Source organism: Paenibacillus xylanexedens (assembly GCF_001908275.1).
Lineage (GTDB): Bacteria > Bacillota > Bacilli > Paenibacillales > Paenibacillaceae > Paenibacillus > Paenibacillus xylanexedens_A.
In genome coordinates this window covers 5,435,564-5,453,076 of sequence record NZ_CP018620.1, presented here as the reverse complement: position 1 = coordinate 5,453,076, position 17,513 = coordinate 5,435,564, and the positions used below count along the sequence as shown (strand labels likewise).

General features: G+C 47.4%; 13 protein-coding genes. 11 read left to right on the top strand and 2 right to left on the bottom strand.

Going from position 1 to position 17,513, the window contains the following annotated elements; all coding sequences use genetic code 11:
* Positions 1-132 precede the first annotated feature (132 nt).
* The 8 genes from BS614_RS23775 to BS614_RS23740 all read left to right on the top strand — a co-directional run bounded on the left by BS614_RS23775 (position 133) and on the right by BS614_RS23740 (position 8,426).
* Complete coding sequence (locus BS614_RS23775; RefSeq protein WP_074095773.1) at positions 133-1,302, top strand: M20 family metallopeptidase; 1,170 nt, start codon at positions 133-135, stop codon at positions 1,300-1,302.
* A 194-nt stretch (positions 1,303-1,496) separates the two neighbouring features.
* Complete coding sequence (locus tag BS614_RS23770) at positions 1,497-3,191, top strand: DNA repair helicase XPB (RefSeq protein ID WP_074095772.1); 1,695 nt, start codon at positions 1,497-1,499, stop codon at positions 3,189-3,191.
* Between the two features lie 36 nt (positions 3,192-3,227).
* Positions 3,228-4,946 (top strand): helicase-associated domain-containing protein, encoded by a 1,719-nt coding sequence (locus BS614_RS23765; protein ID WP_074095771.1) that lies wholly within the window; start codon positions 3,228-3,230, stop codon positions 4,944-4,946.
* A 152-nt stretch (positions 4,947-5,098) separates the two neighbouring features.
* Positions 5,099-5,536 carry a YlbF/YmcA family competence regulator gene (locus BS614_RS23760; protein WP_036614642.1) on the top strand — a complete coding sequence of 146 codons (438 nt, stop codon included), beginning with the start codon at positions 5,099-5,101 and terminating at the stop codon, positions 5,534-5,536.
* A gap of 30 nt (positions 5,537-5,566) precedes the next feature.
* On the top strand, positions 5,567-5,830 hold the full coding sequence (locus tag BS614_RS23755) for a YlbG family protein (RefSeq protein WP_026080981.1): 264 nt from the start codon (positions 5,567-5,569) through the stop codon (positions 5,828-5,830).
* Positions 5,831-5,995: 165 nt separating this feature from the next.
* On the top strand, positions 5,996-6,433 hold the full coding sequence (locus BS614_RS23750; RefSeq protein WP_017687436.1) for a hypothetical protein: 438 nt from the start codon (positions 5,996-5,998) through the stop codon (positions 6,431-6,433).
* Positions 6,434-6,565: 132 nt separating this feature from the next.
* Positions 6,566-7,489, top strand: coding sequence for a selenium metabolism-associated LysR family transcriptional regulator (locus tag BS614_RS23745; protein ID WP_036614641.1), 924 nt, complete (start codon positions 6,566-6,568; stop codon positions 7,487-7,489).
* Between the two features lie 67 nt (positions 7,490-7,556).
* Positions 7,557-8,426, top strand: a complete 870-nt coding sequence (locus tag BS614_RS23740) for a PHP domain-containing protein (RefSeq protein WP_074095770.1) — start codon at positions 7,557-7,559, stop codon at positions 8,424-8,426.
* A gap of 142 nt (positions 8,427-8,568) precedes the next feature.
* On the opposite strand, the gene BS614_RS23735 is transcribed toward BS614_RS23740, so the two are convergent.
* Both BS614_RS23735 and BS614_RS23730 read right to left on the bottom strand, forming a co-directional pair.
* On the bottom strand, positions 8,569-9,015 hold the full coding sequence (locus BS614_RS23735; RefSeq protein WP_074095769.1) for a GNAT family N-acetyltransferase: 447 nt from the start codon (positions 9,013-9,015) through the stop codon (positions 8,569-8,571).
* A gap of 379 nt (positions 9,016-9,394) precedes the next feature.
* Positions 9,395-11,167 (bottom strand): Rqc2 family fibronectin-binding protein, encoded by a 1,773-nt coding sequence (locus BS614_RS23730; RefSeq protein ID WP_074095768.1) that lies wholly within the window; start codon positions 11,165-11,167, stop codon positions 9,395-9,397.
* A 355-nt stretch (positions 11,168-11,522) separates the two neighbouring features.
* Between BS614_RS23730 and BS614_RS23725 the strand changes: the two genes are divergently transcribed.
* The 3 genes from BS614_RS23725 to BS614_RS23715 all read left to right on the top strand — a co-directional run bounded on the left by BS614_RS23725 (position 11,523) and on the right by BS614_RS23715 (position 17,501).
* The gene (locus BS614_RS23725) at positions 11,523-14,381 is read left to right on the top strand and encodes a cation-translocating P-type ATPase (protein ID WP_074095767.1); all 2,859 of its coding nucleotides are present in this window, start codon (positions 11,523-11,525) and stop codon (positions 14,379-14,381) included.
* A gap of 182 nt (positions 14,382-14,563) precedes the next feature.
* Positions 14,564-15,397, top strand: a complete 834-nt coding sequence (gene dapF / locus BS614_RS23720; protein WP_036614947.1) for a diaminopimelate epimerase — start codon at positions 14,564-14,566, stop codon at positions 15,395-15,397.
* A 214-nt stretch (positions 15,398-15,611) separates the two neighbouring features.
* Positions 15,612-17,501, top strand: coding sequence for a bifunctional homocysteine S-methyltransferase/methylenetetrahydrofolate reductase (locus tag BS614_RS23715; RefSeq protein WP_074095766.1), 1,890 nt, complete (start codon positions 15,612-15,614; stop codon positions 17,499-17,501).
* The last annotated feature ends 12 nt before the right edge of the window (positions 17,502-17,513 follow it).

The following is a 17,513-nucleotide window of genomic DNA, read 5'->3' as shown; positions in this document are numbered from 1 at the left end:
TCCCGTGCAAGCTTTCCAAAGGCGTTTCGTATCGGTTTTCTTCCAATTCTGCTACAATATACAGCAATAGGTTTGAAGAGGTAGGTTCGGGCTTGATCCAAGTCCCGTTTAAGATTGAAAGGGTGGAGAGACATGACTAATAATGTATGGTGGGAAGATCTGCAGATCCACATGGTGGAATGGCGGCGTCACCTTCATCGCAATCCTGAGGTTTCCTTTCATGAGGAGAAGACATCCTCTTTTGTAGCGGATATGTTGGAGAGTTTTGGTGTTGAAGTGAGGCGTCATGTTGGTGGTCACGGGGTCATCGGTACCATTCGTGGGGACAAGTCGGGTCCTGTCGTCATGCTGCGAGCTGATATGGATGCACTTCCAATTCAGGATGAAAAGAATATCGAGTATGCATCACAACAAGTAGGAGCGATGCATGCATGCGGCCACGATGGTCATATCTCAATCTTGCTCGGTACGGCATTGTATTTCAGCCGTCACAAGCAGGAGATCCAAGGAGAGATTCGTTTTTTGTTCCAGCCAGCAGAAGAACTGCTTCCGGGCGGCGCAGTTCAGGTCATTGCGGATGGTGCGCTTGAAGGCGTGGATGTCATATACGGCATTCATCTGTGGACCCCGCTACCTGTAGGTGTTGTTGCCAGTAAAGCAGGACCGATGATGGCGGCGGCGGACGATTTTTACATTGAGATCAAAGGCAAAGGTGGACATGGCGGGATGCCACAATCCACGATAGATAGTCTTATCGCGGGTTCTGCGCTTGTGATGCAGCTTCAGACCGTTGTTAGTCGTTCGGTTGATCCATTGCAACCGGCGGTGCTGACCATTGGTACAATGCAGGCGGGCTCGGCTCAGAATGTAATTGCAGAGCAATGCAAAATGAGCGGTACGGTAAGAACGTTTGATGAAGAGACCCGAAACGGGATGAAAGAGCGCGTGCTTACCATGGTAGCCCAGACAGGGGCAGCGTATGGGGCAGAGACGCAAGTGAAATATATTATGGGATATCCGCCTGTGGTGAATGATGAACAGGAGACAGCACGTTTCTTCAGAGAAGCTACAGAACTATTTGGGGCAGAACGAGTGCAAGCTTCCCCGATGCTGATGCCAGCGGAAGATTTTGCCTATTATCTGCAGAAGGTTCCAGGGTGCTTTATGTTTGTTGGAGCAGGCAACCCGGATAAAAATGCGATCTATCCGCATCATCATCCGATGTTTGATTTTGATGAAGACGCGATGCAGACTGCCGTGAGATTATTTATCGCAATGGCCAAGGGTTACACAGCCGAATGACTTTATAGCTAGTTGGGCATCCTGTTCATACCGAGGTATGGGCAGGATGTTTTTTTTGTGGATTTTTATAGATGTTGTCCAAAAAGTCCACTTATCGGTACTGAAAACCAAACTTTTTGAATTCGCAATTATACAGGTTCATTTTCGGAAGCTGCCGGAACTGAACTTTTTTTGTGATAGGAGGAATGCTCCAAATGGAAGAAACAGAACATACGGTAAGGACAGATGCTTGTATCGTTCAGCGAGATTTTACAGTTTTGCTGGAAGTTGGTCACCCCGGATTTGAAAGAGCAAGAGAGCAGCTTGGGATGTATTCAGAACTGGTTAAGACACCGGCAGCGTTTCATACCTACCGAATCACTCCGTTATCGCTCTGGAATGCGGCTGCGCTGGGATGGAATGCAGATCAGGTCATCGCAAGTTTGGAGCTGGTATCCCGCTGGAACGTGCCTGCTGCACTGATACAGGATGTTCGGAGAATCATGGATCAGTATGGCAAATTAAAGCTGCATTCCGAAGCAGATCACACCAGAATGCGCCTTTACAGTGAGGATGAGCGGTTGCTGGATGAATTAAGTGGATTGAAAACAATAGCTGCCTTTCGCATGGAACGTAAGGACGCTCATGAACTTCTGCTCCCAGGAGAACAGCGAGGGTTATTAAAAAGGGAATTAACACGATTGGGTTACCCCGTACTTGATTACGTGGGATATCGGGAGGGAACCAAGCTTTCATTTGATTGGCGGTCTAATGATCCGGGTGACCACTCTGAGCGGTTTGCGCTGCGTTCTTACCAGAGAGAGGCTGTGGATGCATTCGAAGGCAGTGAGGGCATGGGAGGAAGCGGTTTACTCGTACTTCCTTGCGGGGCAGGAAAAACAGTCATTGGCATGGCCGTGCTGGAGCGGCTTCAATGTGAATGCCTTATTTTGACGTCTAATACAACGTCTGTGCGACAGTGGATTCAGGAAATTCAAGACAAAACCACGATTACCAGCGAACAGATCGGTGAGTATTCTGGTCAGAAAAAACAGGTGAAACCTGTGACTGTAGCTACATATCAGATTCTTACACACCGGAAATCAAAGGATGCTGATTTTACCCACATCAAACTGCTCAGTGAGCGGCAATGGGGGCTGATCATATATGATGAAGTACATTTGCTGCCAGCACCAGTGTTTCGTGCAACTGCGGATATTCAAGCTACGCGAAGGCTGGGATTAACGGCTACATTGGTTCGAGAGGATGGCTGTGAACAGGATGTTTTCTCGCTGATTGGTCCGAAGCTCTATGATATGCCGTGGAAACAACTGGAGCAGCAAGGGTGGATTGCGGATGTACAATGCCAGGAGATACGTATCCCATTTTCCTCGGAACTAAGATCGAATTATCTGCAAGCAGAGGTTAAGCACCAATTTCGATTGGCTGCCGAGAATCCGGCGAAGGTACGTGTAGTCAAGCGTTTGCTGGAACGTCATCGGGATTTGCCTGCGTTAGTGATTGGACAATATCTGGATCAACTTGAGTTGATTGCCCGGGAAATTGAAGCACCTTTGATCTCGGGAACCATGTCACAGCAAGAGCGAATCAAGTGGTTTGCCGCTTTTCGACGTGGAGAGATTAAAACAATTGTGGTATCCAAGGTTGCTAATTTTGCAGTGGATTTGCCCGATGCTGCTGTTGCGCTTGAGATATCCGGGAGTTTCGGGTCAAGGCAGGAAGAGGCACAACGTTTGGGGAGAATTCTGAGACCAAAAGATGGAGAAAACAAAGCATATTTTTATGCGTTGGTATCAGAGGATAGTAAGGAACAGGAGTTTGCATTAAACCGTCAGATGTTCTTGGTGGAGCAGGGATATGAATATGCCATCGTTCATGAGAACGAATAGTCCATTTATACTCGCGAAAAGAGGAGGGATTGGGATATGTCTTCATTTGAACCAATAGATGAGCCTGTGATACTGAACCTTGATTCATGGTCAAAGCTTACTTTGGTGGAACAAAAAGTGCTTGGTGCAATTTTTCACAAACATGCCGGTCAGTCTTTTTCCTCCCTCCTGCCGCGAGAACAGTGGGCCATCGAAGGACTAAGTGTCGCAGAAGCCAATTCTTCATTCGCCAACCTTAGGCAGCAAAGATGGATTGAATCTGTATATAAAAGTTGGGGGGAGCGATTATTCTATATTCCTGCTTCGCTGTTGGAGACATTGACGATTGCTTACGCACAAAGAGTGGGTATGACCGTTAAACAGATGGTACAGCATGCTCATGTAATACAGGAAGGAAAGCCGGATACTGCTGCGGAGCTTCTTCATCTGATCGCGTGGATTGAAAGAGAAGGACTTCCTTTGACAGGGAAGGGCACCATACATAAGAAAAGTGTTCAAAAATTAAGTGTGATCACGGTATTATCTTCGACAGACTTTGAAGGTCTGGGCATCAGATATAAACATTCGGATTTGTATCCGACCCACGTAGCAATCCTTCTCGATCTACTGCTCAGTCTGAATCTGGTTCAGAAGTCAGATGGCCAAATTCAGATTGTAGAACATCGATTACAAAAATGGTTGAAGCTCTCGTGGAGACAGATGCATCGGGAAATATATCAAGCGTGTATGGAAAGATACGGAGAAGCTGAACCTGCGTTGCAGCATTTCCGTTATCAATTGGCAGTGTTTGCTCCAGAAAAAAATATATGGTGCCATATAGAGAATTCGGAGTTGAAACCACGGGTCAGGGGCTGGCTCTGCGCACTGGCTGGCTGGGGTTATGGTGAAGTAGGAGAAGATCAGTCGGGAGAGCTGGTATTCCGCTGGCTGATCGAACCGCAGAGCCTGTTAAATCGTGAACAAGAGATGGCAAGTGAAACGGAGCCTTGTGGATTTTACATGCAACCTGATTTCGAAATGTTGGTACCGCCCGAAGCAGGGCCTGATGTGATCTGGATGCTGGAGCAATGCGCAGAACGGGTGACGCGTGATCGAATGTCCATCTACCGTCTGACAAGAGAACGATTCATTTCTGCCCTAGCCAGAGGGTATGAATTACATGAAGTGATGGAGTTTCTGGATCAATATGCGCTGACAGGCATACCGGAGAATGTACGGATTGCATTAGCAGATTGGGGCAAGGAGACGGGTGCTACACCGTTGACTGTAGAGCGGAACAGGGAGGTAGTGGAGGTAAGTACAGGCTCCGCAGATGATCCGAATTTATTAGAAAAAGATATGTTGAGCGATGTATATTCTTCTTTCTACACTCCCGATAATCTAGGTCTGGTTGATGTCTCTGCTTCTCTGCATGGGTTGGAGCGTGATCATTCTGTCATTGAGAAGAAGTTCTCTCTGTTGGGATTTGAGGAGATACCGGAGACCTGGTACAAGGAGTGGCGTCGATATCATAGTTCAACCGCCCGACAGATTGCTGCCAAAGCCATTGAGTGGCAGACCAAGCTGGGGATACAACAGGAAAATCGTACGCAATACCTCATTCCACATCAGGTAGAGGGTCATGAACAATGGACTTTAAGCGGTTGGTGCATGTTGGATTCAAGTGAAAATACATCAGAGACGGAATGGCGTACATTCTCCCCGTCAGAGTGGGATACAATGCGTCTTATCCTGCCAGATGATGTCATAACCTGACTATTTCACGTGAATATCAGGTTGAAAGGCGAATTTTAGAGTTCCCCCTATTTCTAATTGCAGGAAAAACTCTTCTTAACTATTCATGGATATGCTATGATGAGGTAGTCTACGTTAAGTAGAACTTTATATATAGATAGGATGAATATTTCATGAGCGTAGCGGAAATGAACACGGTCGATATGGCCCAAGTGTTAACGGGCGCATATGAACTGGGCGACATGATTAACCAATCTGCCGAAGTATCGGATTATTTATATTGGAAGCAGCAAGTCGAGACTACCCCTGAGATTCAGATGGGGATTCGGAAGCTGAATGCCAAGAAGGAATTGTTTGAAGAAACACAGCGTTTCGGTCATTTTCACCCGGATTATCATGCAGCAAAAGACCAGGTGAAGGCTCTGGAACAGGAGTTGGAAAATTTCGAGGCGGTAATCCGCTTCAAACAGGCAGAGAAGTCCCTGGATGATATGTTATTTCAGATGTCAGAGACCATTGCATTTGCAGTGTCAACGACCATTAAGGTACCGAGTAATGACCCGAATCCAAAGGGCGGCTGCGGTAGTGGCGGCAAGTGTGGTTGCAGTTAAGTCATCATTATAGAAGGGCGGGGAACGATGATGTTTGCGGAAAGGACAGGATTCATTATTTGGGTCAGTGATTTGAAGGCTGCCCGTAATCTCGAAAAATATGGCACCGTGCATTATATTTCCCGCCGTATGCATTATGTAGTCATGTATGTTAATGCAGAACGGGCAGATGATACGATGAAAAATGTGAAGCGACTTTCCTATGTGCGCAAGATCGAACGCTCGTATCGTAATGAGATCAAAACCGAGTATGCCAGCAAAACGATGGACAAAACGAGCTTTTACGGAATATAGACGAGAAACTGGAGGGACCCTTTGGGGTCGCTCTTTTCTTGAATTATACACAAATTGGCTATTGTGAAAAAAAGTTAAACTTACGCCTTGAGGTTGCGGGACTAATGTTGTAATATATTTGGTAATAAATAGATAGAAAGTCCTATCTGGTGGAGAGTGATTCCCATGCGTGATAAGGTGATGCAACGTTGGAGCACCTACGAGCCGTTTTTCGTGGCTCTTGGAGACAAGAAAGTGGCCGACATCGTCATTACCCATCATGCCAAGATGCGGTATGCAGACCGTATTGAGCCTGCACGTAGTGATGATGACCATATTGCGGCGTGGTTATGGGAGTGTCTGAAGCAGGACCGTATAACACCATACTACCGTAATGAACAGGACGTCTACCTGATTGATGAGGATCTGGTGGTGGTCGCCGAATTTTCCGAACTTGAAGGAGAATATGATATTGCGGGCAACCCGCTGCACAAAATGATTGTGGTTACGTTTCTGGGACGTATGTCGGAGACCATTGAGTTGAGGGACCTGAAATCATATTATTCATGGTTAAGACATTCAAGAAGAATGACGCTGGTCAAAAATAGCCGCAAGCATAAGTAAGCCTGAGTAGATTCAATATGTTGAAATCATAGATTCAAGTATTATCGCATGCAGACAAGCTGCATGCTTTTTTTGTTGCCAAGCGGGAAATCGGCTACAATGTAGAGAGTGTAATCGAAGAGGGGCGAAGATATGAATTTTCACCAATTGCATATTTTTTATACGGTAGCAGAGAAAGGGAGTTTCTCGGCTGCGGCACAAGCATTACATATGACTCAACCGGCAGTAACGATGCAGATTCAATCATTGGAGGACTATTTTGGCACCAAGTTACTGCATCGTTCCACCAAAAAAATAGAATTATCCGAGGCTGGCCGGACTTTATTACCTCATGCGAAACGGAGTGTAGAGCTGGTCAGACAGACGGACGAAGCGATGTCGGCGTTTACCCAGATGTTACAGGGCAGACTCCAGCTGGGAGCCAGCTTAACAATCGGGGAATATGTGCTTCCACGCATGCTCGGACCATTTGCACTTCAGTATCCCGATATTTCAATTGTCATGAAAGTGATGAATACAACGCAAATTATGGATGATATATTGAAGCACCAGCTTAATTTTGGTCTGATTGAAGCGCCAGTGCACCACCCGGACATGATTGTGGAGCCTGTCATGCAGGACGAGCTGAAACTGATTGTACCTGCCGGACATGATTTGGCTAAGCGTAGCAAAGTGAATATTGAGGATGTAATGAATTATCCTTTTGTGCTGCGTGAGAAGGGCTCGGGTACTCGTCAGGTGATGGAAGACCAATTGCAAAAGAAAAAGATTGATCCACAGGATATGAATGTGGTGATGGAACTTGGCAGTACAGGAGCGGTAAAATCGGCCGTGGAGGCAGGGGTAGGTATTACGATGTTATCTCCTTCTTCGGTGCAGCATGAACTGGCTCTGGGACTTGTTCATATTGTGGATATCCGTGGACTCGAATTCAAAAGGCAGTTCTATGCCATCCATCTAAAATCGTCCTTGTTGCCCTTGTCAGCAGTCGCTTTCCTGAATTATCTGCGTCAGCAGGAGCAGCCTAAGTCGGTACATAAGACGGGGAAGGCATAATCGTTGGCAACATCAATGGTAGATAAGATTGAATCATAATCAATTTTAAACAAAGGAGCTGTTGATCATGGATCAGCGCCAAGGACGCTGTGATCTTCATACGCATAGTCAGGCTTCCGATGGAATGCAGCCACCTGCTGATAATGTGAAGCTTGCCAAACAAAAAGGGCTATCTGCGGTTGCCCTAACAGACCATGATACAGTAGCCGGTGTAGCGGAAGCACAACAAGCGGGAAAAGAGTACGATATTGATGTTGTTGCCGGAGTGGAGATCAGCACCCGGGCTGGCGGGAAAGATATTCATGTGCTGGGCTATTACGTTAATACGGAGAATGAGATATTCCTGCAACGGTTGGCCGGATTACGAGAAGCGCGAGATGAGCGAAATCATCTGATTATCGCCAAGCTGCAGGAACTCGGGCTTGATATAAGCTGGCAGGAGGTACTGGATGAGCTGGGACGACCGTTAGAGCCGGATGAGAGTATTGGAAGACCTCATATGGCCGATGTGCTGGTGAAGAAGGGATATGCGGTCGACATGCGGGATGCTTTTGATCAGTATCTTGCTGAAGGCAAGCCAGGCTTTGTATCTGTACCCCGCGTTGCACCAGAGGATGCTTGCGAGTGGATCAGAGCCGCAGGTGGAGCCGCTGTAATTGCCCATCCGGGTCTCTATAATGATGATGAATTGGTGCGACGTATCATCGAAGACTCTCGTCCAGATGGCATTGAGGTGTTTCATTCGGACCATGGCCCAGAAGAGGAACGCAGGTATGGTAAGCTGGCCAAGGAATACGACCTCATTGAAACAGGTGGATCTGATTATCATGGCAAACGGCAAGGTGTTGTTTTCCACGGAGATCTTGGTAGCAAGACCGTAACGGTTGATGTGTTGGAAAGGTTGAAGGCAGCTGCTTCACAGCAAAAGGGAGAGTAAGCGAGACGTTGCAACGCTCTATCTGACTATAATAAATTCTGTATTACTGGATACATTTAAGATCGAAGGAGTAAAGGACATGCAAGCATGATAGGGCTGAACCTTCATGTTTGCATGTCCCTTTTTTTGTTCTGAAAATAGTCTATGTAATGGAATAGTTTACCCAAGCGCCACGTGTAGCCCCAAGACGTTCGAATAATTGCTGTGCCCGCTCATTGGTCACTGCTGTGATCCAAGACATATATGCACATCCATGGTTACGCGTATACTGCTGACAGTGTGCAAATAATTTAGCTTCTGCTTCGCCCTCTCTGAATGTTTCCGTAACAAATAGGTCATTCATGATGGCGACACGTTCTGCTTTCATCGTGCTGTATGTAAAGAACAGGGTGGAAAATCCGATAAGCTTCCCGTCCTCTTCTGCCACGAATTGAGCACCGATCTGCTGATTAAGCAGGTTGTTGATCAAAAGCTGGATGGATTGATCACCAGGCCAAGGGTTGTTGTAGAATCCCACAACATAGTCATGCATTAATGCCATCAAGGGTTTCAGATCATCAGGTTGAGTTTCTCTAATATGTATGGTCATGGTACACTTCCTTTAACTATAAATTTTATTCATCACAATTGAATCATTATACATATAAATGAATTAATATTCAAAGAGAAAGCTAAATAAGCTGAGCTTCACATATCATTCAAACATGTAGTGCAACCACAAAAATCCCCTGAACCGTTAATGGTCAGGGGATTTTTCTATTGTTACTATTACATCTATATAAGTTGAACTAATCATTTATTCGTTAACGGAGAGGACAGAAAAAACCTGAAAAAGCGGAGCGTTCGCCTTTATCCCCGGATTTACCCTTGAAAAAGGGGATCAGAAAAATCTGGGGATAACAGCGATTGGAAGGTTGTTCTGTCATCGTAGTGTCAGTGTAAATAATCTTTAGTTCAACTTATATATACTATCCATTTTTAATCGTGGATGGCAGACTCTTGATCAATTCATCATTTGGCGTGACAAACAACGTCTTCTGATGATCATAGATCACAAAACCAGGCTTCGCACCACTTGGTTTGCGCACATGACGGATAAACGTGTAATCCACAGGCACACTGCTGGACTCCTTGGCTTGGCTGAAGTAGGCAGCAAGCTGAGCTGCTTCTTCCAATGTAGCTTCACCAAAGTCTGTACTGCGAATAACGACATGTGAACCTGGAATGTCTTTGGTATGCAGCCAGGTGTCGTTGGAAGAAGCAAGACGGTTGGTCACATACTCATTTTGCAGGTTGTTTTTGCCCACAAGAATATCAATCCCCTCGGAGGAGGTGAACTGGTGTACGGTTGGACGGTCACTTTTCTTCTTCTTTTTACCCTTTTTATTACGGTCACGAAGGTATCCTTGCTGTACAAGCTCGTCCCGTATTTCCTCAATATCGTTCATCGATGCAATGGAGAGCTGCTGTAACAGGTTATCGAGATAGTCGATCTCGTCTTTGGTTTTGCCAAGCTGCTCATGAATGACAGCCAGACTGTTCTTATATTTGTTATAACGCTTGAAATAACGTTGTGCGTTGTCAGACGGTGTGAGCAGTGGATCAAGCTGAATGGTAATGTTGGCTTGGTCTTCATCGTAGAAGTTCACAAGCTCCACGCTCTTGTCCCCTTTGTGAACCTGATGCAGGGAGGCAAACAGCAACTCACCCCATAGTCTGAACTTGTCCGCATCGTCCGCTTCCAGCAGATCCTTGTTCAGGTTGTCCAGCTTTTTGATGTTTTTGCTTCGCTCATTCTGCAGAAAACGGAGCAGATCACTTACTCTCTGTTTAACCGTGTCCCGTTCTGCCTTGTCTCCGTAGTAATCCTCCATGCACTTGCTCATCGTGTCATAGGTTTTCTCCAAGTCCTGAATGCTCTGAAGATGAACGGCCGAGAAAATCATTTTGCCTTTGGCGTTCATTCCGGTTACAGGTGTGTAGATATGATCTCTGACAGGCCCCATCACGGCTTCAAAAGCGTTCCAGAGTGCACCAGCCTCAACTCGGCTTTCACCCTCAACCACAGCTTGAGTACTCACTGTGCCTTCAGCAGCAATTCCACGAGCAGCAATCTCTCCCGCAATTAACGGGCTAAGACCGCTAAAGGAGTTCACAAGCCAGCGTGATGCATCTTCTTCAGCGGCATGATAGCTGTCCTCGAATGCTGTACGACTCACTTCGAGCGGATTACTTTTATGTTGCTCGGGTGGGGCAGTATACGCGAATCCAGGCATGATTACCCGGTAGCTACTGATGGAAGGAGTCACATGATGAATGCCATCCAGAATCGTTCCTGTAACAGGATCAAGCAAAATAATATTACTGTGACGCCCCATCAATTCAATGATGATCCGTTTAACCGAAACATCCCCCAGTTCGTCGCGCTGGCGCACATTGATGTGGATAATACGCTCCATGCCAATCTGACGGATCTCCTCAATGATTGCACCTTCACAGTGCTTACGGAGCAACATGCAGAACATGGGTGCTTCCGTAGGGTTAAGGAATGTCTTTTCCGTATAATGCACACGGGGATAGGTTGGGCTTGCCGAAACAAGCAATTTACTATTTCCGCGCTGAGCACGCAGGGTGAGAACTACGTCATGGCCATTCGGCTGATGGATTTTGCTGATACGTCCACCAATGCAGCCTTGCAGTTCATGAACAATGGCCCGTGTTACAATGCCGTCCAATGCCATTTTTTCCACTTCCTCTCTCTATCGAGCATCTGCATTTATCATGCCAAATGCTTCATCTATATAACTGAAACGTGCAACCAGGTATGTAAAAAACAAGGACTGGCTACAGATTCTTCGTTGCTTGCCTGTTGAACGCTGGAATTGGTACTGCGCAGAACATCGCAGACTTTTATTTTAGCCTATTCTGTCCATCAGGGAAAGGATTCACCTTCCGGGTGCTAATCACAGACCTGTCCGAATACATATAGAGCAGGTAGTTTGTCCGGCATAGTGTACAGCCTGTCGACCAGCGCGCCGGTGAGTCATGTGAGCTTATTTTGCAGATGAAATACAGACTGGGAGGGAAACTTGAAGCATGGAACATACCAAGTGGCATCAACTTAGTGATGAAGAGCTTCGTAACACTCTTGGCGTCAGCCCGCAGGAAGGATTGACGGATGAAGCTGTAGCAGAGAAGAGGAAAGTGGTCGGTTCGAATGAGCTGAGCGAGGGGAAACGCATTTCTCCAATTACATTGCTCTTGAATCAGTTCAAGGATTTTATGGTGCTGGTGTTGATGGGAGCAACGTTGGTATCCGGATTACTGGGTGAGTATCTGGATGCGGTAACGATTGTGGCTATTATCGTACTGAATGCTATTCTGGGGTTTGTACAGGAATTCCGGGCTGAACGATCTCTTCGTGCATTGAAACAGTTGTCTGCACCTCTTGCCAAAGTGCTTCGTTCAGGCCAGGAAGTACACCTTGCCGCCAAACAACTTGTCCCCGGGGATATTATCATGGTGGAGAGTGGGGACCGCATACCCGCTGATGTGCGCTGGCTGCAAACGAACAGTCTGGATGTCGAGGAGTCGGCACTTACCGGGGAATCGGTTCCTGTAAGCAAACATTGCCTTCCGATTGCGGACGAGGACGTTCCGCTGGGTGATCAGAAGAATATTGGTTTTATGGGTACCATGGTCACTCGTGGCACAGCCAAAGGTGTGGTTATCCGTACGGGGATGAAGACCGAGATGGGCAAAATTGCCGATCTAATCCAGAATACGGAGGAGCAAGAAACACCGTTACAGCACAGGCTGGAGCAATTGGGCAAAATTCTGATTTTTGTCGCATTGGGATTAACCATTATGGTTGTCGTCGCAGGGATATTGCACGGACAACCAGCCGTTGGCATGTTTCTGGCAGGGGTCAGCCTCGCGGTGGCTGCCATACCGGAGGGTCTGCCGGCAATTGTAACCATTGCACTTGCACTAGGCGTACAGCGTATGATCAAACGTAAAGCCATTGTACGCAAACTGCCTTCTGTCGAGACCCTTGGTTGTGCATCCGTAATCTGTTCGGATAAGACTGGCACGCTCACCCAGAACAAGATGACGGTAACGGATGTGTGGCTGGAGGGACGCAGCATCAAGGTTACCGGGGATGGTTATGCACCTGAAGGTCAGATGCTGGAGAACGGTCGTACGGTGGAACTGAAGAGTGACCAGTCCCTGCGCAGAATGCTTCAGATCAGCGCGCTTTGCAACAATGCGAGTATTGTGGAAAGTGCTGCAAGCGAGGTGGGGAGCAAGAAAAAGGGCAAGGATAACAAAAAGGACGTCAAGAAAAATACGAAAAAAGGTGATCTCCAAGAAGAAACCGTTCAACGAGACAATGTATTCTGGGAGCTGAAAGGCGATCCGACGGAAGGGGCACTCGTCATACTGGCCTCCAAAATGGGGCTTACTCCTGCCGGACTCAAAGAGTTGTATGCCCGCCAGCAGGAATTCCCGTTTGATTCGGAGCGTAAACGCATGTCGGTCCTGGTTCATCATCAGGGAGGCCGAATGATCTATACCAAAGGTGCACCGGATGTGTTGATCGGACACTGTAGTTATATTTTGTGGGAAGGCAAGGTTGTACCTTTCACTGGAACACTGCGACAGAAAGTAATGGCTGCAAATGAGAGCATGGCCGGAGCAGCACTACGTGTCCTCGGAATGGCCTACCGTGAAGTGCGGCCGGAAGAAAAAGTGGCTGACGAACACGCCGCCGAAAGTCAGCTTGTTTTCGTAGGACTTGCAGGTATGATTGATCCGCCGCGTCGTGAAGTGCGAGATGCGATTGCCACATGCCGCAAGGCGGGGATTCGAACTGTCATGATCACAGGTGATCATGGAACAACGGCAGAAGCCATTGCTCATCAGTTGGGGATTCTTCCCCGCGGAGGGGCTTCGTTAAGTGGTCAGCAACTGGCAGGCATGACAGACGATCAACTGGATAAACAGGTAGAGGGCATATACGTGTTCTCAAGGGTATCTCCGGAACACAAGCTTCGCATCGTGAAATCGTTACAGCGCAAAGGGCATGTCGTCGCCATGACGGGTGATGGAGTTAATGATGCTCCAGCCATTAAAGCAGCAGACATCGGGATCGCGATGGGCATTACGGGTACAGATGTCACGAAGGAAGCTTCGGCGCTCATTCTGAGTGATGATAACTTCTCAACCATTGTGGCTGCCATTGAAGAAGGCCGTAATATTTATGAGAACATTCGCAAGTTTATCCGTTATTTGCTGGCATCAAACGTGGGCGAAATATTGACAATGTTCTTTGCAATGATGATGGGCCTACCGCTACCACTCGTGCCTATTCAGATTCTGTGGGTTAACCTGGTGACGGATGGTTTGCCTGCAATGGCGCTCGGGGTAGATCAGCCTGAGAAAGATTTGATGGAACACAAACCCCGTGGAGCCAAGGAAAATATTTTTGCGCGGAGACTGGGTTGGAAAATCGTTAGCCGGGGTGTGTTGATTGGATTATGCACACTCGGAGCGTTCTGGCTTACCCTTCAGGCTGCACCGGATAATCCGGGGCAACTGATCAAGGCACAGTCGGTGGCATTCGCGACACTCGTTTTGGCGCAACTCATTCATGTCTTTGATTGCCGTAGTTCGCGGTCGATCTTCCACCGGAATCCACTACAGAACAAATATCTGGTTCTTGCTGTGATTTCATCGGTTGTACTGATGCTGGTTGTCATGTACGTTGAACCCTTGCAGCCGATCTTCAAAACCGTACCGCTTGGTTTGCGTGAGTGGGCGATCTGTATCGTTGCTGCGGGCATTCCCACGTTCCTTATGGGCGCAGGCAGCGTCTGGGGTGGTCGTCGTAACCGCCGCCGTATGGGTGGTTCTGGCCGCTTCGTACCGAAAAGTACAAAGTTTTCAGCATAAAATCAATACCTTTTCCTTACCTATTTCGTTATGCTATCCTCAAAATGATTCAAAGCGGCAGCTTTGGCATTTTGCAGGATAGCTTTTTTGTGTAAATGCTGAATATGAATTTCTATGGTAATCCTGTAGAAGAGCAAGAATATAGCTTTGGCAGCAGACTGCCAAAAGGAGTGGGCAAGATTATGGAATTTACGAAAATGCATGGACTTGGTAACGATTTTATCGTTGTATTTGGTGAAAAGGAGCTTCCGGCAGATGCTGCAGAATTGGCTGTGAAATGGTGCAACCGGTTCTTTGGTATCGGTGCGGACGGCCTGGTTTATATACTGCCTTCAGAAAAGGCAGACTTTCAGATGCGTATCATGAATTCGGACGGTTCGGAAGCAGAGCAGTGCGGTAATGCCATTCGCTGTGTATCCAAATACGTATACGATCATGGTCACGTGAACCAGGAGCAGATCACCATTGAAACGATTGGTGCAGGGGTACAACCTGTAAGTCTCAACATTCGTGATGGTAAAGTGGAAACGGTTCGTGTTGACATGGGTGAGCCGATCCTGAACGGCCTTCAAGTGCCTACAACGGTGGATGCCAACCCAGTGGTTGATCACTACATTGAAGCGAATGGACATGCGTTCAAATTCACTGCCGTATCCATGGGTAATCCACATGCGGTTATCTATGTAGATGACGCTGTGAATTTTGACCTCACGACTTGGGGCCCACTTCTTGAAGTGCATCCGATGTTTCCGAAAAAAATCAATGTGGAATTCGCCACAGTTCGTGACCGTGGATATGTGGACATGCGTGTATGGGAACGCGGAGCGGGTCCAACACTAGCTTGTGGAACCGGAGCTTGTGCAACACTGGTATCCTCTGTCCTGAATGGACATACAGATCGTACAGCAGTCATCAGCCTCAAGGGTGGGGATCTCCACATTGAGTGGAATGAAGCTGACAATCATGTGTACATGACTGGACCTGCTGAAGTTGTTTTTAAGGGAATCACTTCATAAAAAGTGAAAGGTTTAACCAAAGGGGCCTGCGGGCCTCTTTTTTTGTCAAAAAGGATAGGTCGTGTCTCCTGTACAGAGACATATTGGGGGCTGTATGGCAAGAAAGTCCATATGAGCTGGATACTCATTAAAAACCTGTGTTTTTCTTCGTTTTTTAGCGTTTTTTGTGTTACATTAGTATGTAAATGATCACAGCTAGGCGGGGGGAAATAGGATGAAGGCGGATTTGCGCAAAGTTATGCAGGAACGGGTTCTCGTTGGAGATGGGGCCATGGGAACATTTCTGTACCAAATGGGGTTCCCGGTGGGGATTTCATATGAAGAATTAAACTTGATTTCACCTGAAGTAGTGGCGGATGTACATCGCCGTTATCGGGATGCAGGTACAGAAATATTTGAAACAAATACGTATTCTGCCAATTACGACAAGTTGTCCAAGTTCGGTCTGGAGTCCAAGGTGGAGGACGTGAACCGTGCCGGCGTACGCATCGCCAAAGAGGTAGCTGGAGATACCGGTTATGTGCTTGGTGCAGTTGGTTCCATTCGAGGTGGCAAGCGGACAAACGTGTCAACGAGTGAACTGAAACGCTTTTATCAACAACAGATCTCTGCACTGCTAGATGAAGGCGTGGATGGCATTTTGCTTGAGACCTTCTATGATATCGAGGAAATGGATATTGCCCTTTTGCAAGCGCGCAAGCTAAGTGATCTGCCCGTAATTGGACAGTTCGCGGTAGAGGATGTAGGACACACACTGGACGGATATACAATGCCTGAAGCCTTCCGTATTATGCGGGAGCAGGGTGCGGACGTCATTGGTTTTAACTGTCGCTCAGGTCCAAACGGGATTATGCGTGCCATGGAAACCGTCTCCGGACGTATTGGTATTCCAATGTCCGTCTACCCGAACGCGGGTGCCGCAGATTATGTGGATGGTCAGTTCCGTTATGGTGCGACTCCGGAGTACTTTGGTCAGACGGCAGTGCAATTTGCTGAACTGGGCGCTCGTATTATCGGCGGTTGCTGTGGTACGACACCTGATCATATTACCGCTATGAAAGAGGCGCTTGCTGACTATGTGCCTTCGCCCATTCTGGAGCCTGATCCGTCAGAATCCAAACCGCGTATTGTGTTGCATGAACATGTGGATGAGCGTTCCGGACGTGGCGGACAGCCTACGATCGTTGATCTGGTCAAGCATCGTCACACCGTTATCGTTGAACTTGACCCGCCACGTGACTTGGACATTGCCAAGTTCATGAAAGGTGCCGAGACACTGAAAGCAGCCGGAGCCGATGCCCTGACACTGGCCGATAATTCACTCGCGGTTACACGCATGAGCAACATGGCGCTGGGTCACCTCGTTCAGGATCGCACGGGCCTTCGTCCACTGGTGCATATTGCCTGCCGTGACCGGAATCTGATTGGAACGCAGTCCCACATGATGGGATTTGATGCTTTGAGTATTAATCATGTACTGGCTGTAACAGGAGATCCTGCAAGATTTGGCGATCTGCCTGGTTCGAGCTCGGTATACGATCTGACTTCTTTTGAAATCATACGCATGATCAAACAGTTGAACGATGGAGTGGCTTTCTCAGGTAAACCGCTGAAGCAAAAAGCTGGTTTTGTCATCGGAGCGGCATTTAATCCTAATGTGAAATATTTGGAGAAAGCTGTACAACGTCTGGAGAAGAAAATTGCCTCTGGCGCTGATTACATCATGACACAACCGATCTATGATCCTGAGTTGATTGTAGCAATGCACGAAGCGACCAAACATCTGGATGTGCCCATTTTTGTAGGTGTAATGCCGCTGGCGAGTGGACGGAATGCAGAGTATCTGCACAACGAGGTTCCCGGAATTCAGCTCTCGGATGAAGTGCGTTCCCGTATGGCCGGTCTGGAAGGCGAAGAAGGCCGTGCGATGGGAGTAAAAATTGCCAAAGAACTGCTGGACGTAGCAACAGCGCATTTCAAAGGCATCTATCTCATGACACCGTTTATGTTCTACGGCATGACTGCCGAACTGACTCAATACGTATGGGAGAAGTCGGAGCATCAATGTCCTACTTGTTTCAACCCTAATAATCAATTACAATAGTAAAACGGATGT